This window comes from Jeotgalibacillus sp. R-1-5s-1 (genome assembly GCF_004405105.1).
GTDB lineage: Bacteria > Bacillota > Bacilli > Bacillales > Jeotgalibacillaceae > Jeotgalibacillus.
In genome coordinates this window covers 19,476-36,420 of sequence record NZ_SORW01000020.1, presented here as the reverse complement: position 1 = coordinate 36,420, position 16,945 = coordinate 19,476, and the positions used below count along the sequence as shown (strand labels likewise).

At 43.5% G+C, this 16,945-nt stretch carries 17 protein-coding genes; 10 read left to right on the top strand and 7 right to left on the bottom strand.

The features are described from left to right. Positions 1-154 precede the first annotated feature (154 nt). The 3 genes from E2491_RS17455 to E2491_RS08410 form a co-directional block, all read right to left on the bottom strand. Entirely contained in the window at positions 155-316 is a 162-nt protein-coding gene (locus E2491_RS17455; protein WP_166805832.1) for a hypothetical protein, read from the bottom strand. 64 nt (positions 317-380) lie between these two features. Then, positions 381-1,520 (bottom strand): MFS transporter, encoded by a 1,140-nt coding sequence (locus tag E2491_RS08415; RefSeq protein WP_134374917.1) that lies wholly within the window; start codon positions 1,518-1,520, stop codon positions 381-383. Positions 1,521-1,651: 131 nt separating this feature from the next. Beyond that, positions 1,652-2,074 carry an organic hydroperoxide resistance protein gene (locus E2491_RS08410; RefSeq protein ID WP_134374915.1) on the bottom strand — a complete coding sequence of 141 codons (423 nt, stop codon included), beginning with the start codon at positions 2,072-2,074 and terminating at the stop codon, positions 1,652-1,654. 170 nt (positions 2,075-2,244) lie between these two features. Here E2491_RS08410 and E2491_RS08405 point away from each other — a divergent pair, with 170 nt between their 5' ends. The 4 genes from E2491_RS08405 (at position 2,245) to E2491_RS08390 (ending at position 6,082) form a co-directional block, all read left to right on the top strand. Continuing rightward, complete coding sequence (locus tag E2491_RS08405; RefSeq protein WP_134374913.1) at positions 2,245-3,123, top strand: M15 family metallopeptidase; 879 nt, start codon at positions 2,245-2,247, stop codon at positions 3,121-3,123. Between the two features lie 125 nt (positions 3,124-3,248). Beyond that, positions 3,249-4,193 carry an ABC transporter permease subunit gene (locus E2491_RS08400; RefSeq protein WP_134374911.1) on the top strand — a complete coding sequence of 315 codons (945 nt, stop codon included), beginning with the start codon at positions 3,249-3,251 and terminating at the stop codon, positions 4,191-4,193. Next, the gene (locus E2491_RS08395; protein ID WP_134374909.1) at positions 4,190-5,080 is read left to right on the top strand and encodes an ABC transporter permease subunit; all 891 of its coding nucleotides are present in this window, start codon (positions 4,190-4,192) and stop codon (positions 5,078-5,080) included. Before E2491_RS08400 ends, E2491_RS08395 begins: the two co-directional genes overlap by 4 nt. Before the next feature lie 12 nt (positions 5,081-5,092). After that, positions 5,093-6,082 carry an NAD-dependent epimerase/dehydratase family protein gene (locus tag E2491_RS08390; protein WP_134374907.1) on the top strand — a complete coding sequence of 330 codons (990 nt, stop codon included), beginning with the start codon at positions 5,093-5,095 and terminating at the stop codon, positions 6,080-6,082. A 412-nt stretch (positions 6,083-6,494) separates the two neighbouring features. Here E2491_RS08390 and cls read toward each other — a convergent pair whose 3' ends face one another. Further along, positions 6,495-7,943, bottom strand: a complete 1,449-nt coding sequence (gene cls, locus E2491_RS08385; RefSeq protein WP_134374905.1) for a cardiolipin synthase — start codon at positions 7,941-7,943, stop codon at positions 6,495-6,497. Positions 7,944-8,102: 159 nt separating this feature from the next. Between cls and E2491_RS08380 the strand changes: the two genes are divergently transcribed. The 4 genes from E2491_RS08380 to E2491_RS08365 all read left to right on the top strand — a co-directional run bounded on the left by E2491_RS08380 (position 8,103) and on the right by E2491_RS08365 (position 11,906). Next, positions 8,103-8,690: a hypothetical protein gene (locus E2491_RS08380; protein WP_134374903.1), complete on the top strand. Its 588-nt coding sequence runs from the start codon at positions 8,103-8,105 to the stop codon at positions 8,688-8,690. Between the two features lie 177 nt (positions 8,691-8,867). After that, entirely contained in the window at positions 8,868-9,188 is a 321-nt protein-coding gene (locus tag E2491_RS08375) for a metal-sensitive transcriptional regulator (RefSeq protein ID WP_134374921.1), read from the top strand. A gap of 30 nt (positions 9,189-9,218) precedes the next feature. Beyond that, positions 9,219-9,428, top strand: a complete 210-nt coding sequence (gene copZ, locus E2491_RS08370; RefSeq protein ID WP_134374901.1) for a copper chaperone CopZ — start codon at positions 9,219-9,221, stop codon at positions 9,426-9,428. A 75-nt stretch (positions 9,429-9,503) separates the two neighbouring features. After that, positions 9,504-11,906 (top strand): heavy metal translocating P-type ATPase, encoded by a 2,403-nt coding sequence (locus tag E2491_RS08365; RefSeq protein WP_134374899.1) that lies wholly within the window; start codon positions 9,504-9,506, stop codon positions 11,904-11,906. A gap of 88 nt (positions 11,907-11,994) precedes the next feature. Here the strand turns inward: E2491_RS08365 and E2491_RS08360 are convergent, their stop codons facing one another. Beyond that, positions 11,995-12,402, bottom strand: coding sequence for a CBS domain-containing protein (locus tag E2491_RS08360; RefSeq protein ID WP_134374897.1), 408 nt, complete (start codon positions 12,400-12,402; stop codon positions 11,995-11,997). Positions 12,403-12,627: 225 nt separating this feature from the next. Between E2491_RS08360 and E2491_RS17725 the strand changes: the two genes are divergently transcribed. Then, the gene (locus tag E2491_RS17725; protein WP_256369349.1) at positions 12,628-12,762 is read left to right on the top strand and encodes an Lmo0850 family protein; all 135 of its coding nucleotides are present in this window, start codon (positions 12,628-12,630) and stop codon (positions 12,760-12,762) included. Between the two features lie 137 nt (positions 12,763-12,899). Beyond that, positions 12,900-13,805, top strand: coding sequence for a diacylglycerol/lipid kinase family protein (locus E2491_RS08355; protein ID WP_134374895.1), 906 nt, complete (start codon positions 12,900-12,902; stop codon positions 13,803-13,805). 234 nt (positions 13,806-14,039) lie between these two features. Here E2491_RS08355 and E2491_RS08350 read toward each other — a convergent pair whose 3' ends face one another. Both E2491_RS08350 and E2491_RS08345 read right to left on the bottom strand, forming a co-directional pair. Further along, on the bottom strand, positions 14,040-15,332 hold the full coding sequence (locus E2491_RS08350; RefSeq protein ID WP_134374893.1) for an alkaline phosphatase: 1,293 nt from the start codon (positions 15,330-15,332) through the stop codon (positions 14,040-14,042). Positions 15,333-15,681: 349 nt separating this feature from the next. Further along, on the bottom strand, positions 15,682-16,863 hold the full coding sequence (locus E2491_RS08345) for an FtsW/RodA/SpoVE family cell cycle protein (protein WP_134374891.1): 1,182 nt from the start codon (positions 16,861-16,863) through the stop codon (positions 15,682-15,684). Positions 16,864-16,945: the final 82 nt, after the last annotated feature.

The following is a 16,945-nucleotide window of genomic DNA, read 5'->3' as shown; positions in this document are numbered from 1 at the left end:
CCTTCATTATACAAATAAAACATGTATAACAGAGGAACCAGAGAAAAATCTGGTTATCTATACTATACGAGCGAAGGAATGACCCGGCACGGTTCACTTTATTCACCCATCAAGAAAAACAGCGAACCTTAATAAGGTCCGCTGTTTTTCATATTTATTTAATGGACTGCAGTCCGTCGATCCGCTTTTGGAAGGATGCGAGCTTTTGTTCGAGTTCAAGGACTGAATCGAGTAGAGCCCGTCGTTCTTTTTGGCGGATGGATGTATCAAGTTTGGTTAAAAGTGACTGTACGGTTTGTTCAGTGAGTCGCTTCATGATTGAATGCCTCCGCTTAGTTTAGTTGTTAAATGATACGGAGGCATTCAAATCTTTATGGGGGTCATGCTATTTTTTTACGGTGCATCACCAGTGATAATGCAATAGCAGGGATAACAGCGATGCCCATGCCGATAAAGGCAAGTCCGGATGAAACGTCATAGAGCACGCCACCAATCTGAGTGAGCACGGCTGCGCTCAGACCCATACCAAGTGATGCGTACACACCCTGAGCGGTTGGGATTAACGGTTTTTCAACAGTCCGGTAGAGATAACGGATAAAGGTATAATGGGCAAGGCCAAATGTGAGTGAGTGGAACAGTTGTGTGATCAGAAAAATCCATAATGCGGGAAACAGTCCCACAGCTACCCAACGGATGACCGCGGCCACTGATGCAATGACAAACATGGTAGAAACCGGTGTATTTTTCAACAGCCTGTCTGCAAAGGTGAAAAATAAGATTTCCGACAGCACCGCAATATTTAGAATGAACCCTATGTATCCATTTGACACGTTCAGTTCCTGAAGATAAATAAACCCATAGTTATAATAAGCAGCGTGAGCGCCCTGAATTAAAATGCAGATCGTCATCACGATGAGAAAGCCATGCGTTTTAAAGACGGCTTTGTAGCCTCCACGCTGAGGGCTGACACGTTCCTGCAGTGCGCCGGGAGCTTGCTGGAAGGCTGCTGCAACCATTAGTAAGGAACCTGCGAACATCACGCCCATAATAGCTGATTCCGTCCAGATCCCTGTTACGATACCGACTACAATTAAGCCGACCGTATAACCGACAGATCCCCAGGAACGGCTGCGCCCGTAGTGGATGTGATCTGTTCTCATGAGAAGAGAGGCATTGCTCTCCATCATAGGCAGGATATTCGGGTAGAACAGGCTGAAGAGGATCATCACCAGTGTTAATCCGATAAAGGAATCAATTGGGATAAACAATAATAACAGCCCGGTTGAAATAACCGGTAAAAGTTTCATCAGAACGGCTAAGCTGAAGCGCTTGCTGAGTTCCGGGAATAAAAATAAAGTGGAAAACGATCGGGCGAATAACCCGGCTGCAATAATAGAGCTTGCTGCAGCAACGCTCAGGTCTTTTTCAAAGACAAGCCATCCTGTCCAGTAAGGAAGAAACACGCCCCATGTAAAAAAGAACGCAAAAAAGTTAATGGAAAGCCATGCCTGCGGTTTCATGTCGTCACACCCCGTCCAGTTTCAATTGTCGAATTTCAGTATAACACGCAGAGAAACAGGATTGATAAATGTGTCATGAATCTTTTTCTGACAATAAAAAAGCCCTGCATGAGCAGGGCTTATAAAGCGTATTATTCAGCAGTAATCTCAAGGTCTACATCAATATTGCCACGTGTTGCTTTAGAGTATGGGCAGAAGTTATGAGTTTTTTCAAGTAAATCCTCTGCTTCCTCCTGCGTAATGCCGCTCACTTTCACAGCAAGCTTAACAGAAATTTTGACTCCGCCATCCTCTTCATCTTTCTCAAGGCTGACGTGAGCGGTTGTAGAATGATCGACTTCTTTTTTAGCGTTTTTAGCCATCAGGTTAAAGGCGCCGTCAAAACATGCTGCATATCCTGCGGCAAACAGCTGCTCGGGATTGGATTTACCTTCAGGGTCCTGACCATCACCAGGCATGGCAAGATCCAGCTGGATTAAGTCATCATCTGAACGCACGTGTCCGTTTCTTCCGCCTTTAGCGGTTGCTGCACTTGTTAAAATCGCTTTTCCCATTCTATCCATCTCCATTTCTTTGCATTGTGTTGAAACTGCATATCAATATCTTTCTCTTTTTTACAGTCTTTTAAACATTTAAGGATTTTTCGTGAAATCATATATCGAAGGCCCTTTTTTTGATAAACTGAAAGAATGGAACAGAGAGCTACAGGAAGGGAACTGTCATCATGAGAAATGGACCGCTTGTCACAGAAAAAAAGAAAAAAACAAAATGGTGGGTTGCACTTGGTGTAACCGTTACAATTTTAGCAGGTGCCTCACTTGGGGCCTTGAGTGCATATAACTGGTCGGTAGATGCGGCCATTAACGGTCTTTTCGGAGGTTTGATCAATCAGGAGGAATCCCCGGAAGTGATCGATGACCCTTCAGTTGATGAATCGGAAACGGATTCAGGCCAGGTAAGTCAGAATCCGGAGCCGGACCTTCCGGAGGAAAACACTGATACGCCATCAGAAGGCACAGTAACACCTGATACGGAAATACCGGCAGAACCGCAGGAACCGGAAAAAACGCCGGAAACTGTGACAGAGCCCTATTATGTCGATGGTGTATTAATCGCGAACAAACAGCATCCGTTGCCAACGGACTTTGCGCCGGGTGAAGACCCGGAAGCAAGAACCGCCTTTAATCAAATGGCAGAAGCAGCTTCAGCCGAAGGGATTACACTGGTTGCCTTCAGTACATTCCGCTCGTATGATTATCAGGTGGATTTATACAACCGTTACGTGGATCAGCACGGTCAGGAAGAGGCAGATCGTTTCAGTGCCCGTCCTGGTTATTCTGAGCATCAGACCGGTCTTGGATTTGATATCGGAGAAGCTGGTCAGGAGGAGCATTGGGCTGAAGACAGCTTTAAGGATACAGCCGGAGCAAAATGGCTGGCTGAGAATGCACATGAATACGGATTTATTCTACGCTATCCTGCCGGCAAAGAAGAGATCACAGGTTATCAATATGAATCGTGGCATTTCCGTTATCTTGGCAAAGAGCTTGCAACTGAAGTGTATAACAGTGGATTGACACTTGAAGAATATCTCGGCATTTAATTGAATAGTAAACAAATAGAAAAAGACTGGATCACTGCCAATGGCAAATTCAGTCTTTTTTTCGTTTCCCTAAACAGTTTTTTTCGCTATACTATTCAGAAGAGTCTAAAAAATGGAGGCTTCATATGGGAAGAAATATCGTAAAACTGATATTACAGTGGCTGTTTGCTTTCGGCCTGCTGTTTATTCTCCTTCTCCTGCCCAGGGAAATGGAGATGGAGACAGGTGCATCCGGTGAATTTGTATCGGCTCATTATACCTATTCAGCAGAAGCACATGTGGAAAATGTAAAATCTTTTTTCATACCGCTGTTTAACGGGGAAGGGCTTGGCACAGACCGTTATGACAGACCGCTGCTCGGACAAGCGTGGGAAATGATCCAGAGGAGTCTCTGGCTGATTATACCTGCGTTTTTCGTCAGCATCCTGCTTGGTATTGCAAAAGGTGTATTCGACTTTCAGACAAGGCACGGTAAACGGAGGGTTGCGGGTCTTCAGACAACGTGGCTTGGGCTTTCACTGCCGGATTTGTTTTTTATTATCATGATCCAGATGACGATGATGTATCTGAATGTCCACGGAATTGTGACCGGCCTGAAGTTGTACACCCATGAGACGATAGAGGCTGTCGTGATGAATGTCATTTATTTATCTATTTTTCCGATGTTCTATCTGGCGAATATTACATATGCAGCACTGAGTGCGGAGCAGGGAGCGGATTATATAAGAACAGCAAGAGCCAAAGGGGTTCCTGCTTTTAAGCTGCTCTATATCCATATGCTTCGCAACGGACTTGCTAAAATTTTTGTCCATACGAACACAGTTGTTCTTTACTTACTGTCGAATTTATTTGTTATTGAATATTTAACGCAGTATCGTGGAGCGGCTTATTACTTTAAAGAATATGTAGCAGCTTCTCAACGGATAGTGGATGGACAATCACTAATGGTCGACGTAGGAGCCATTATTGCTTTTACATTATTCTTCACTTTGATGATTTTGTTTGCAGGGCTGATCAGTCAGGTTGCAAGAACCTTTTTATTGCCTCATGAAAGGGGAAGCAGCGGATGAATCGTCATTTAGCAACGGGCAGCATCATGCTGATCATTTTATTGTTTATCACGTTTTTAGGTCCGTTTCTTCCGATGGTGGATGACAGCCTGACGCAGCAGGGGGCAAGATTTACTGATGCCGGGATTGAGGTTCCGCCATTCCCGCCTTCTGCACAGGATCCGCTTGGCTCGGACCGGGATGGACGGGATGTGCTGAGTCTACTTGTAGCAGGATCTAAGGAAACGTTACTTGTGATTGTAACGATTGTCGTGATCCGCTTTGCAGTAGCTGCGATACTGGGGATTGGCAGCTATTATTCAGGATTGTTGAAGGGTTTCTTATCTGTATGGAGCCAGCTGTTTTCCTTTATGCCACCCGTCTTTTTTGTCATCTTTTTTGCGGGCATGCCATTTATTATGTTTTCTGAGCACCGCCAGCTCTGGCTCATCCTTGCAATTGCGCTGGTGGAGGTTGGACGAACGGCCAATATGATCAGAACGTCCATGATTCAAAGTTCAAAAAGACCTTTTTTTGAAGCTGGTATCGTAACCGGCTGCTCAAACGTTACTTTATTTAAGGCGTACTTTTGGCCGGAGCTGCGCCTGATGATGCTGACGAGCTTTGTGAATGATCTGGGTAGAACATTATTTTTAATTGCACAATTTGCCGTGATTGGTGTGTATCTGCAAAATGCTTTCGGTTCCATAAGAGGTGGCGGCGTAGAGACCATGAACAATTCATTTATCTGGCCGTCGCTTCTCGATAACATCAACCAGGACGTGTTCTCAGCAGAATGGGTGGTGCTATCAACTGTTGGCTTTATCACCTTTACGATGGTGACCTTCTATCTGCTCAGTAACGGCATCCGTCGCTTTTATGAAGAACGTTATCAACAATCTATTTAAGGAGTGAGGAAAATGAGGTTATTAATTTTAGGCGGCACACAGTTTCTTGGTAAACATATAACAGAGAGTGCGCTGAAAGCAGGTCATGAGGTGACCCTTTTCAACCGCGGAAAAACGAATACAGCATTATTTCCCGCTGTAAAGAAGCTGACTGGTGACCGGAATGATGATCTTTCTGCACTTGAGGAAGGAAGCTGGGACGCAGTCATTGATGTTTCAGGATATGTACCATCCCAGGTAAGAAAAACAGCTGAGCTCTTGAAGGACCGGGTGAGGCATTACACGTTCGTATCAACGATCTCTGTTTACAGTGATTTTTCAAAAGGACCTGCGATAGAGGAATATACCCCACTAGGGGAGCTTGAGGAGGAAACAGAAGAAGTAAACGGCGCTACATATGGCCCTCTTAAACAAAAAAGTGAGGAAGTCGTAAAATCGGTTTATGGAAAAGAATCATTGATTATCCGTCCGGGACTGATCGTGGGTCCTGATGATCCGACCGACCGTTTTACTTATTGGGTTTGGCGTGCTTCAAAAGGCGGAACAGCGGTTGCACCCGGTAAGCCGTCGCGTCAAGTACAATGGATTGACGTCAGGGACCTGAGTGAATGGATGATCCGCATGGTGGAAAAGCAGGAGAACGGGACTTACAATGCTGCTGGTGCGAAACCTTTTCCAACAATGGAAGAATACCTGACTACTGCTAAAAGAGTCACCAACTCAGATGTTGACTTTATCTGGGTGGAAGATGAAACGCTCAAAAACCATGAAGTCTCACCATTCGTTGAAGTGCCATTCTGGATTCCTGTTTCAGCAGAAATTCCGGACGGATTTATTCTTGCTGATACCACAAGAGCCACACAAAAAGGTTTGACCTTCCGGCCTCTTGAAGAAACCATCAGCGATACGTATCTCTGGCTGTCCTCAAGAGAAAATCATGAGTGGAAAGCCGGAATGACAGAGGAAAAAGAAAAAAATATATTATCCGATGTGCAATCATAGAAATAAAAAGTGTTTGAATTTTTAGAAAAGTGGTATAATAGTCTTATAACTTAAGACAGGGGTGGTAGAGATGAATCGCACATCAAAGCTTGGAATGATTTTCGCCATCGGCCACACGCTCTTTTTCTTTAACCTAGCCTTTGATTTCATTGTGTTTTATTGAATCCGCTGTCGCTCATGGAAATAAAAAAAGCAGCGTTTTTGATTGAAAAACGCTGCTTTTTTTATAGGTTAATTAATTTTTAATTAAGTATAAATACCTAGTTTTCTCATAGTTTTAGTAGGGTTAATACATAACTTATAAATCTTATTGCGATTCACAATCAATAGTGTAAAGTCCGCTTAATCAATCGTGCAGACATCATAAAAAAAGACTGAAGCAGCCTTAAATGCTTCAGTCTTTTATTTTTCATCAAAGGATCGGTGATAACAGCCTTGAAATGGATTCTTTGAATCTGATCAGGTGTGAGCGCTTCTGGTACAGTTCAGGTGTAAGCTCAGTTGATTTTTCCATGTCCTCTTCAAAAATGAGTGCGAGAGAAGTGGCGGTTTCCTGATGATAGATAAAAGCGTTCACTTCAAAATTCAGGCTGAAGCTCCGTAAATCAATATTCGCTGTCCCTACAGAAGCTGACTCATCGTCAGTCACCAGCGTTTTAGCGTGGATAAACCCGTTTTCATATACGTAAATACGTGCGCCAGCTTTCATCAGCTCACCTACATATGAATAAGTCGCCCAGTAAACAAACATGTGGTCAGGCTTGTTCGGAATCATAATTCTGACATCAACCCCTGACAAAGCAGCGATTCTCAGTGCGTCCAGAAGGCTCTCATCCGGAATGAAATAAGGGGTTTGAATGTACACGTATTTTTCAGCATTGTTAATCAGCTTTAAATAGCCGTTTTTAATTTGTTCCCAATCAGAATCAGGTCCGCTTGAGACAATCTGCATCGAGATATCACCTTTTCGCGGAATAGGCGGGAAATACCGGTCTGCATATTCGATATCATACCGGTGCGATGCCTGATTCCAGTCAAGAATGAACCTGGTTTGAAGCGGGTGTACAGAGCTTCCCTCGACCCTCAGGTGGGTATCCCGCCAATAGCCGAACTTTTCATCGAGTCCAAGGTACTCATCTCCGATATTAAAGCCGCCAATATAGCCGATACGACCGTCTATAATAGAAATCTTTCTGTGGTTCCGGTAATTCAGCCGCGGATTGATCAGAGGTACCTTCGACGGAAAAAATGCTTCTACCTCACCGCCGGCTGCCCGGAGCTCTTTGAAGTACCTTTTTGTCATACCCCGTGAACCCATATCATCATAAAGAACACGAACCTTGACCCCCTGCTTCGCTTTTTTCACAAGCAGGTTGTACAATTCTTTCCCGAGGTTATCTCTTCTTAAAATGTATGTCTGAATATGAATATGGTCTTTTGCGTTTTCAATATCCTCAAACAACTGTTTGAATTTATCCCGTCCATCTATAATGATCCGTAAATCATTATCCTGGGTTAATACCGCTGCATTATTGATCAGCTGCATATAAATAATATCCTGGTTTTTTTCTGTTTCTCTTGAGTGGAATTCAAATGTCCGGTTATGAATCGCATCAATCTGATAACGGATCAGCTGTTCAATCCCGATCCTTTTGCGTCCTTCCCAGTTAAATAAATGCTTCTTTCTCAAACTCCGGCCGAGCAACAAATAAAGGGCGAATCCGGCGATCGGTACAAAAAACAAGACCATCAGCCATGCCCAGGTTGCACTTGCATCCTTTCGTTCAAGAAAAATAAGGATCCCTGCGAAAATAAAGTTAAGAAAAAAGACAAATCCAACTAAAAAAGAGATCCAGTCCATCACACATCCCTGCCAATCGATTTAGAATTATTTTTATTATAATTTCCCTATCTGCATAAAATAGAAACTTTTTACCTTACTGTACGTATAAAGACTATCAGAAGGTTTCATGAAAAGAAAAAGATAATCATTTAAGGGAAGAGGGTGAGGGATATCATAATGAATCCAAGAAAAAAGGGAAGAATTTTTCAGTTTGTCTTTTTCAACGTCTTTCTTTTTCTAATGATCTTTTTATTGTTTTCTCTCTTTTTATACAGGTCCCGTGAAAGCATTATCTTTTTTTTATTGTTTGGTATTGTGTTAATTTTGATCGAGTTGTACAAAATCATTGTCAAAAAGAATTCATTGAGCCAATCACTCTTTAAGGAATATAGACAGGCGGATGAATATGACCGAATGAGACTGGGAAAAGAGGATATTGCTTTATCAGATAGTTTCTATAAAACAAGATTTTATGCACTGCTTAATGCAATTTTTATGGTGATCTTTGCATTGCTTCTCCTGTCGTCTGAGAGCAGAACATTAGTAGAGACAGATTTTAGTACGATGCTGCCAACATCAGTCATGATAGGGACAATTTTAGTCGCTTTTAACACTGGCTTTGTCCTGAATAAAAGGGATCTTGATTCCTTTCCGGAAATGTCAGCAGGTGAACTGAAAGAACGGCGTCTGAAAAGACTCGGTATAATCGCGATCGTTTTAACACTTATATTAGCCGGACTCGCCGGAGTTGTGTTTCCGATTTGATAATCCTGTGAAATCAGGGGCAGACCAGTTGAAAAGTTCTGGAAAGTCATTTATAGTTCAAGTTATCAGGACAAAACAAATTAGTTTACATACCTATAAGGGGTATAATATACTTAGAATAACCATAAACTGAATGCAAATCAGGGAGGGATATGTGTGGAAGCAGTGGGGACAGAAATGAATTTGACAGCAACTGAGGAAAGTCATTGCGGTTCAGAAAGAAAAAGTCATCATTCAGATGAAATGAAAAAAAATCTTCAAACCCGCTTAAACAGAATTGAAGGCCAGATTCGTGGAATCAAAGGAATGATCGAGAAAGATACGTATTGTGATGATGTCATCACACAAATCGCAGCAACCCAGTCAGCCTTAAACAGCGTGTCAAAGCTCCTGCTTGAAGGACATATGAAAAGCTGTATTGTTGATCGCATTCAGGAAGGCGATTTAGAAGTGGTTGATGAGTTACTAGTAACAATGAAAAGATTAATGAAAAAATAAATTAAAACGATTCAGGAGGATGTAAAAATCATGGTAGAATCAGTTACACTTAACGTAGAAGGAATGTCATGCCAGCACTGTGTGAAAGCTGTAGAGTCCAATGTAAAAGAACTTGGTGGTGTCAATGACGTACGTGTACACCTTGAACAGGGAACGGTAGATGTTGATTTCCAGGCGGCCTATGTATCGCTTGACCAGATCCGTGAGACAATCGAGGATCAAGGTTATTCAGTAAAATAAAGTACGTGCGCAGGAAATCTGCGCACTTTCTTTCAAATCATAATATACCCTATATGGGTATGGGGGTGAGGCAAGATGCAACAGAAAGAATTGAGCATTACAGGTATGACGTGTGCGGCCTGTTCGACACGCGTTGAAAAAGGACTGCAGAAAATGGAAGGGATGAATCAGGCCAATGTCAATCTGGCTTTGGAAAAAGCAACGGTTTCCTATAACCCTGATCAGCTTTCCTTGTCAGACATTCAGGAGAAAGTAGAAAAACTCGGCTATGGTGTTGCTGTTAAAAAAGAAGAATTTGATATTAGCGGCATGACGTGTGCAGCCTGCTCGACGCGGGTTGAAAAAGGATTGAACAAGCTTGAAGGTGTGAAAACAGCAACAGTCAATCTTGCTTTAGAGCAGGCAACGGTGGAGTACACAGATCATGTACTCTCAACAGAGGATATTATTAAGCAGGTTGAGAAGCTTGGCTATGGAGCCTCTAGAAAAGAAGAGAGAAAGCCGGAGCAGGACCATCGTCAGGCAGAAATCAGCCGTCAGCAAAAGAGATTTATTTTTTCTCTGATTTTTGCTGCTCCATTGCTGTGGACAATGGTCGGTCACTTCTCATTTACCGAGTGGATGTATGTACCGGATCTTCTGATGAACCCGTGGGTGCAAATGGCACTGGCAACCCCGGTTCAGTTTATTGTAGGTGCACCATTTTATAAAGGAGCTTATAAAGCTTTGCGCAACGGCAGTGCCAATATGGATGTACTCGTTGCTTTAGGTACCTCTGCTGCCTATTTTTACAGTGTATATCTGGCGTTTCAGAGCCTGTCAATGCCGGGGCATATGATGGGACTTTATTTTGAGACAAGTGCAGTACTGATTACACTGATTGTTCTTGGAAAGCTTTTTGAAGCAAAAGCAAAAGGCCGTTCATCTGAAGCCATTAAAAAACTGATGGGTCTTCAGGCGAAAACAGCGTTTGTGATTAGAAATGGTGAGGAAGTGGAAGTGCCTCTTGATCAGGTTCAGGTTGGGGACCTGCTTGCTGTTCGTCCAGGTGAGAAGATACCTGTAGACGGTATCATTGAAGAAGGTCAGACGGCTATCGACGAATCCATGATTACAGGAGAAAGTGTACCGGCTGACAAGATTACCGGAGACCATGTGATTGGATCAACCATTAACCAGCAGGGTTTCATCAAAGTCAAAGCGGTTAAAGTCGGTAAAGAAACAGCGCTTGCTCAAATCATCCGGGTTGTCGAGCAGGCTCAGGGTTCAAAAGCGCCGATTCAACGCCAGGCAGACCGTATTTCGGGCATTTTTGTACCGATTGTTGTCGGGATTGCGATCCTTACCTTTATCGCGTGGATCACACTCGTGTCACCAGGTGAGATTGCCCCGGCACTTGAAGCAACCATTGCCGTGCTTGTCATCGCATGTCCGTGTGCGCTTGGTCTTGCAACACCCGTTTCTATTATGGCTGGCTCAGGTCGTGCAGCCGAAGCAGGCATTTTATTTAAAGGCGGAGAGCATTTAGAAACGGCTCAGTCAGTTGATACGGTGATTCTCGATAAAACAGGTACGGTTACAGAAGGACAGCCTGTTTTAACGGATGTAATTCCGCTCAACGGCTTTTCAGAAGCGGACCTGCTTTTACATGCCGGAGCAGCAGAGGCCGGATCAGAGCATCCTCTGGCAAAAGCAGTCGTGAAAGGTATTCGTGATAGAGGATTTGAAGTAAAAGAGGGAACGGATTTTCAGTCTATTACAGGGTTTGGTGTGAAAGCCGTATTAAATGAAAAACAAATCCTTGCAGGAACACGAAAACTGATGATACAGGAAAACATATCAACAGATGGTGTAGAGAACACGATGGCTGATCTTGAGGAAAAAGGGAAGACCGCCATGCTTTTTGCAATTGACGGAGAGCTTGCAGGAATTGTTGCAGTGGCAGATACAATGAAGGAAACATCTAAAATAGCGATCGAACGTTTGAAAGAAATGGGTCTTCAGGTGATCATGATTACAGGAGACAATGATCGGACGGCACGCGCGATTGCAACAGAAGCAGGCATAGATCAGGTCATTGCAGAAGTACTTCCCGATGGAAAAGCGGCTGAGGTGAAGAAGCTTCAGGCAAAGGGCCATAAGGTGGCGATGGTAGGAGACGGTATTAATGACGCACCGGCACTGGCCTCAGCTGATACCGGAATGGCGATTGGAACAGGTACCGATGTGGCGATGGAAGCAGCAGATATTACGCTGATCCGCGGTGATCTGATGAGCATTGCAGATGCCATCATGATGAGCCGGAAAACAATGCGTAATATTAAACAAAATCTGTTCTGGGCATTCGGCTACAACACCTTAGGAATCCCGATCGCGGCTGTCGGTCTGCTTGCCCCATGGGTAGCCGGAGCGGCAATGGCCTTCAGTTCGGTATCTGTTGTTTTAAACGCATTAAGACTGCAAAGAATAAAGCTTTAATGAAAAGCGACTGGAACATGTAGACGTTCCAGTCGCTTTTTGTATTAGGTGTGTGCTGAAACTCACACGTTACATAGAATGGGTTTACTTAAGGCTGGGAAATATCCGTTAATGTATCCCCGGCCTTTTGGTTAGACTGTGGATTCACAGACAAATCTCCTAAAGAAACAAGGCCAACAATACGCTCATCCTGTACAACAGGCAGGCGGCGCACCTGAGAAGAAGCCATTACATCGGCGGCCTCTTCTGAAGTCGTCTCAGGCGTTACATGAATTAATTCATGCGTCATGACCTGATCAACCGATTGACTCTTATGTTCTGCCACACCGCGGATCACGATATCACGATCCGTTACCATTCCAACCGGGCGGCCACTTTCGTCTACGACAGGAAGCACACCAATGTCATGTTTTTTCATCATTTCTGCTGCTGTTTCCACTGTATCCTGCTTACTGCATGTGATAACATCCTGTGTCATTACTTCACGTACGTTCATTCTCAACACCTCCAATTTATTCAATTTGTAGTATGCGGAATGAGATAGATTTTATTCATTTAACAAAATCATTAATTTTTCTTAAATTCAGGTTTTTTATTTTGTGAAAGTGGTATCATAATCGTAATAATGCTTATTTAAATTTTTTTAAGCGAAAATGAAACTTTTTAGAGATTTTATTCGTTTATATGTATATAATCAAACTTTTCGGGAGAGGTGCTCAGCATGTCAAGAAACAGTGAAACCATCAAGGAGATGATGACGAAACTGTCAGAAGTCGGGGTAAAAATTTCAACCACGAAATCACGCCTGGAGATACTCGAGTCTGTCAAGCAGCCGCATCAGATATCCGGAACATAATGATTACGCGAAAGGTGCTCCAAGTGGGGACCTTTTTTATTTTGGCGCGTAAAATACATAAAGCAGCCTTTTGCAAAATCATGTAGTATATTTCCTGAATTCGGGTATAAAAAGAACAGTAGAGAGGAGGCAGGGTTGTGTATCAAAAAGCGATGTTGATTTACAAAGGCAGTGCCGGGGAAAAAGAAATTGAAAAACTGATCAGCCAGACAGCGGGGGTATTGGCGGCATCCATACCTGCTCTGTCTCTTTACCAGACGCAAAAACCCGGTGATGCCGAACGTTTTTGCAGACAGCATGGGGAAGAAGTGGATCTTGTTGTCATCATGGGTGGTGACGGGACGGTTCATGAGTGTGTAAACGGTCTAGCACCACTTGATAAGCGTCCTGTTATCGGCATCATTCCGGCCGGAACATGTAATGATTTCGCCAGGTCACTTAACATTCCGCTGAACATCAAACGTGCGGCAGAACTTATCGTTCATGGCGGTACAGAAAAACCTGTGGATCTCGTTGAAAGCAACGGCAGGTATTTCTCAAATTTCTGGGGAACCGGATTAATCGCAGAAGCATCTCAAAATATAAACGATGATTCGAAAAATGTGTTCGGCCGAATCAGTTATTACGTCAGTGCGATAAAATCACTCAGTGGACAGGAGGACTTTCATTATCAGCTGGAAGTTGATCAGAAAGTCGTTGAAGGTGAAGCTGTCATGCTGCTTGTGATGAACGGCAAATCCATTGGAGCGACTGAATTTCCTCTAGCATCAATTGATTTGCATGACGGATTGATGGATCTGTTAATTTTAAAAGAGAGCGGATTTCCTTTATTTAAGGAAATTTTAGCTGCAAAAGCCATGGTCGATTGGGATACGTCGAATTCAGACATCCTGCATTATCAGTGCAAAGAGCTCACCGTCAGTCTCGGGAAATCTCAGGTGATTGACATGGATGGAGAGCATTATGAAGGACAGAACCATCATTTAGTCGTGGAAAAAGACTGTTTAAGGATCGTCGTTCCGGAAATACCACATCAACTATAAAAGAACCGTAACAGACAACCGGGGTGATGAGTTGTCTGTTTTTCAATTGGTCAGGTGGGTGGGTCTTTTAGAGTGAAACTGACGAATGTTTGACCGGAGCTCACGAATGTGGGAGGTGACCTCACGAAAGTCCACAGCAACCTGACGAACTCACCCCCGCACCTCAAGAATTCCTCCGACAACCTCACGTTCAAAAAAAGACGGACAAGCCTCAGCCTGTCCGTCCGTAAATATTTATTTTAATTTCAATACTTCCTCAATGTTTTTTGCAATATCAGTATTATCAAGAAGCCCTGCAAACTCGTCTTTACCCGGGCCGAATGCGTATACAGGTACATCCACCCCTGTATGAGCTTCCGTTGTCCAGCCGATCAGTGCTTCCTCACTGACAAACTGATTGATTGTAATGGCAACGCGATCCTCTTCAGCAGACTGAATTTCTGCGACCTGTTCCTCAGTTAGAACAAGACCTGTATGTTCTTCCACAACTTCAGCTGCGTTAGAGCGGTCTTCATTCAGCATCTCAGCCATCATATCACCCGTTGCGGTAATACCACGGACAAACTCAAGATTTGTATCATAAAGATCCTGATCACCAACACTCATACCGCCAGTCTCGTGATCCCCTGCAATAATCACGGTTGTATTCTTATCTTTCTTAGCAAATTCCAGTGCTTCTTTTACTGCATCCTCAAAGTCCTTTGTATCGTTCATAGACCAGCCGATATCATGCGCATGACCTGCCCAGTCAATCTGGCTTCCCTCCACCATCAGGAAGAAACCATCTTTATTCTGATCCAGGACATCAATTGCAGAAGAAGTCATTTCAGCAAGGCTTGGCTGTTCTGTACCTTCTCGGTCAAGAGAAGTTGCCATTGCATCGTCAGCAAATAGACCAAGTACTTTTTCTTCCCCGCTGACACCTTCAAGATCGGCAGCTTTTTCAGCAAAGCTGTAGCCCATTTCCTCTGCCTGCTCCATCATTTCATCTGTAAAGTATTTGGCGCCTCCACCGTAAAGAACATCAACATCGTTTTCAAGCAGCTGTGGGGCAATAGAATCCTCGTCATTACGTGATGCTACATGAGATCCGAATACAGCCGGTGTGGCATGGGTAATCGTAGAAGTGGCAACTAAACCGGTAGACTTTCCATTTGCTTCAGCCTTTTCAAGTACCGTTTCGATTTCTTCTCCATCCGGTGTCACGCTGATCATACCGTTATTTGTCTTTTCGCCAGTGGCCATCGCTGTACCCGCTGCAGCTGAGTCAGTAACCTCTGTATCCGCTGAATGAGTTTTCATCATTCCGACCAGATGTTCATCCATTACAGACTCTTCACCTTTAAACCATCGGTATGCAGTAGCCTGGGAAGCAGAGTAACCGTCCGGAATAAGCAGGATGACGTTCTGATCCTTCTTAGCACCTTTACCTTTTCCGTTATTCGCTTCAGCCTGATCGTTCATATAAACAGCACTTCCTAAAAGTAATGCACTTGCCATCGTAATAGACGTTGCCTTTTTCCACATGTGAAAAACTCCTTTCGCTTAGCGCGTTTGTGATATGTACAACGCAAGTATGCGAAAACTTTTATGTGACGACAAGTAGATTTACCATTTCTTTATGGAAAGTAAAGGAAGCGTAAAATTCATCATGTTAAAATAACAAAAAAGATTCGGATTTCGTACTATTGATTCATTTACAAATAAATGGAACGGGATTTGGTTTCTTATAAAACCCTTAAAGATAGGGTTTTGTATCTTTAGGAGCAGTCTGTTTCAGGTAAACTTAAGGGGTATTTTTTGTCATGTGATTGATAAAAAGCTGACCTGGCACGATTCTAAAAACATAAAAAAAGAACCGTTCGCAAACGGCTCTTTAATTTTCCTCTTCGGAAGAGAACATATAGGTTTTGTGATGAAAACGCATCGAGAACAATAGCCCCAGTGCAAACAATGTACCAATCAGCGAACTTCCTCCGTAACTGACAAGAGGTAATGGAATACCCGTAATCGGCAGCAGCTGGATCGTCATCCCGATATTCTGGAAGACATGGAAGGTAATCATACTGATCACACCGGCACACACGTACACATTAAACTGGCTTTTCGTCTCAAGCGCGACCTTTGTCAAATGATAAATAAGAAGGAAAAACAAACTGACAACAAAGCTCGCCCCGATAAATCCGTACTCTTCGCCAATAACGGCAAAAATAAAATCTGTATGGTTATCCGGCACATACACCTGGCGATCCTGGAACCCTTTTCCGAATATCTCCCCGGAACCGATCGCGCTCATCGCAGTTGTCAGCTGGTAGGCATCGCCGGACGCATACGAGTAAGGGTCAAGCCACGAGTAAATTCTTCGCAGCTGGTAATCTTGAAAGTATCTGGCCATGAGGTCCTGACGGAAAATCGCAAAATAGAGTGCTGCGCCGGCTACAGCTGTGATCGTGCCGAATGTAGGAAGCAGCAGTTTCCATGAAATACCGGATACGAGAATCACACCGACTGTAATGGCAATAAAGACAAGCATTGTACCCAGGTCAGGCTGCTGGCTGATTAAAACGAATGGAATTCCTGAAATTAATCCGATTTTAACAAGCAACCAGAGATCACTTTTTACATCACGGTTAACAAATGCTTCATTATGAACGGTTACAACCCGGGCGAGGGCAATAACAGTAAATGTTTTCATAAACTCTGAGGGCTGCAGTGTGCCGATAAGCGGGAAGTAATACCAGCTGTAAGCACCATTTCGGTAAGGAACAATGCTCTCAGGAAGGATAAGTAAACCGACCAGCAGGATCACGCCGAATCCATAAAAGACCCATGCGAGCTTTCTGAACTGATCCATATCAAAATACATCATAAAAGCAATCATAACGAAGCCGACAGCATAAATAGCGCCCTGTCTAAGCGCAAAGTTCGTGCCAAGTGCAGCGTACTGCCCTGTTGTTTGCGCAGATGCGATGGCGACAACACTCGAGATCATAAACAATATTAAAAGACTGGCAAGTGTCCAATCAATTCGGTCTGAAAAGTTATTATTATTATTCAATCTATTCACCTGGATTCTATTATTTCCTTTGACATTCAGTATCAGCGTATCAGATTATGCACCTCTTCACAATTCACAAGAA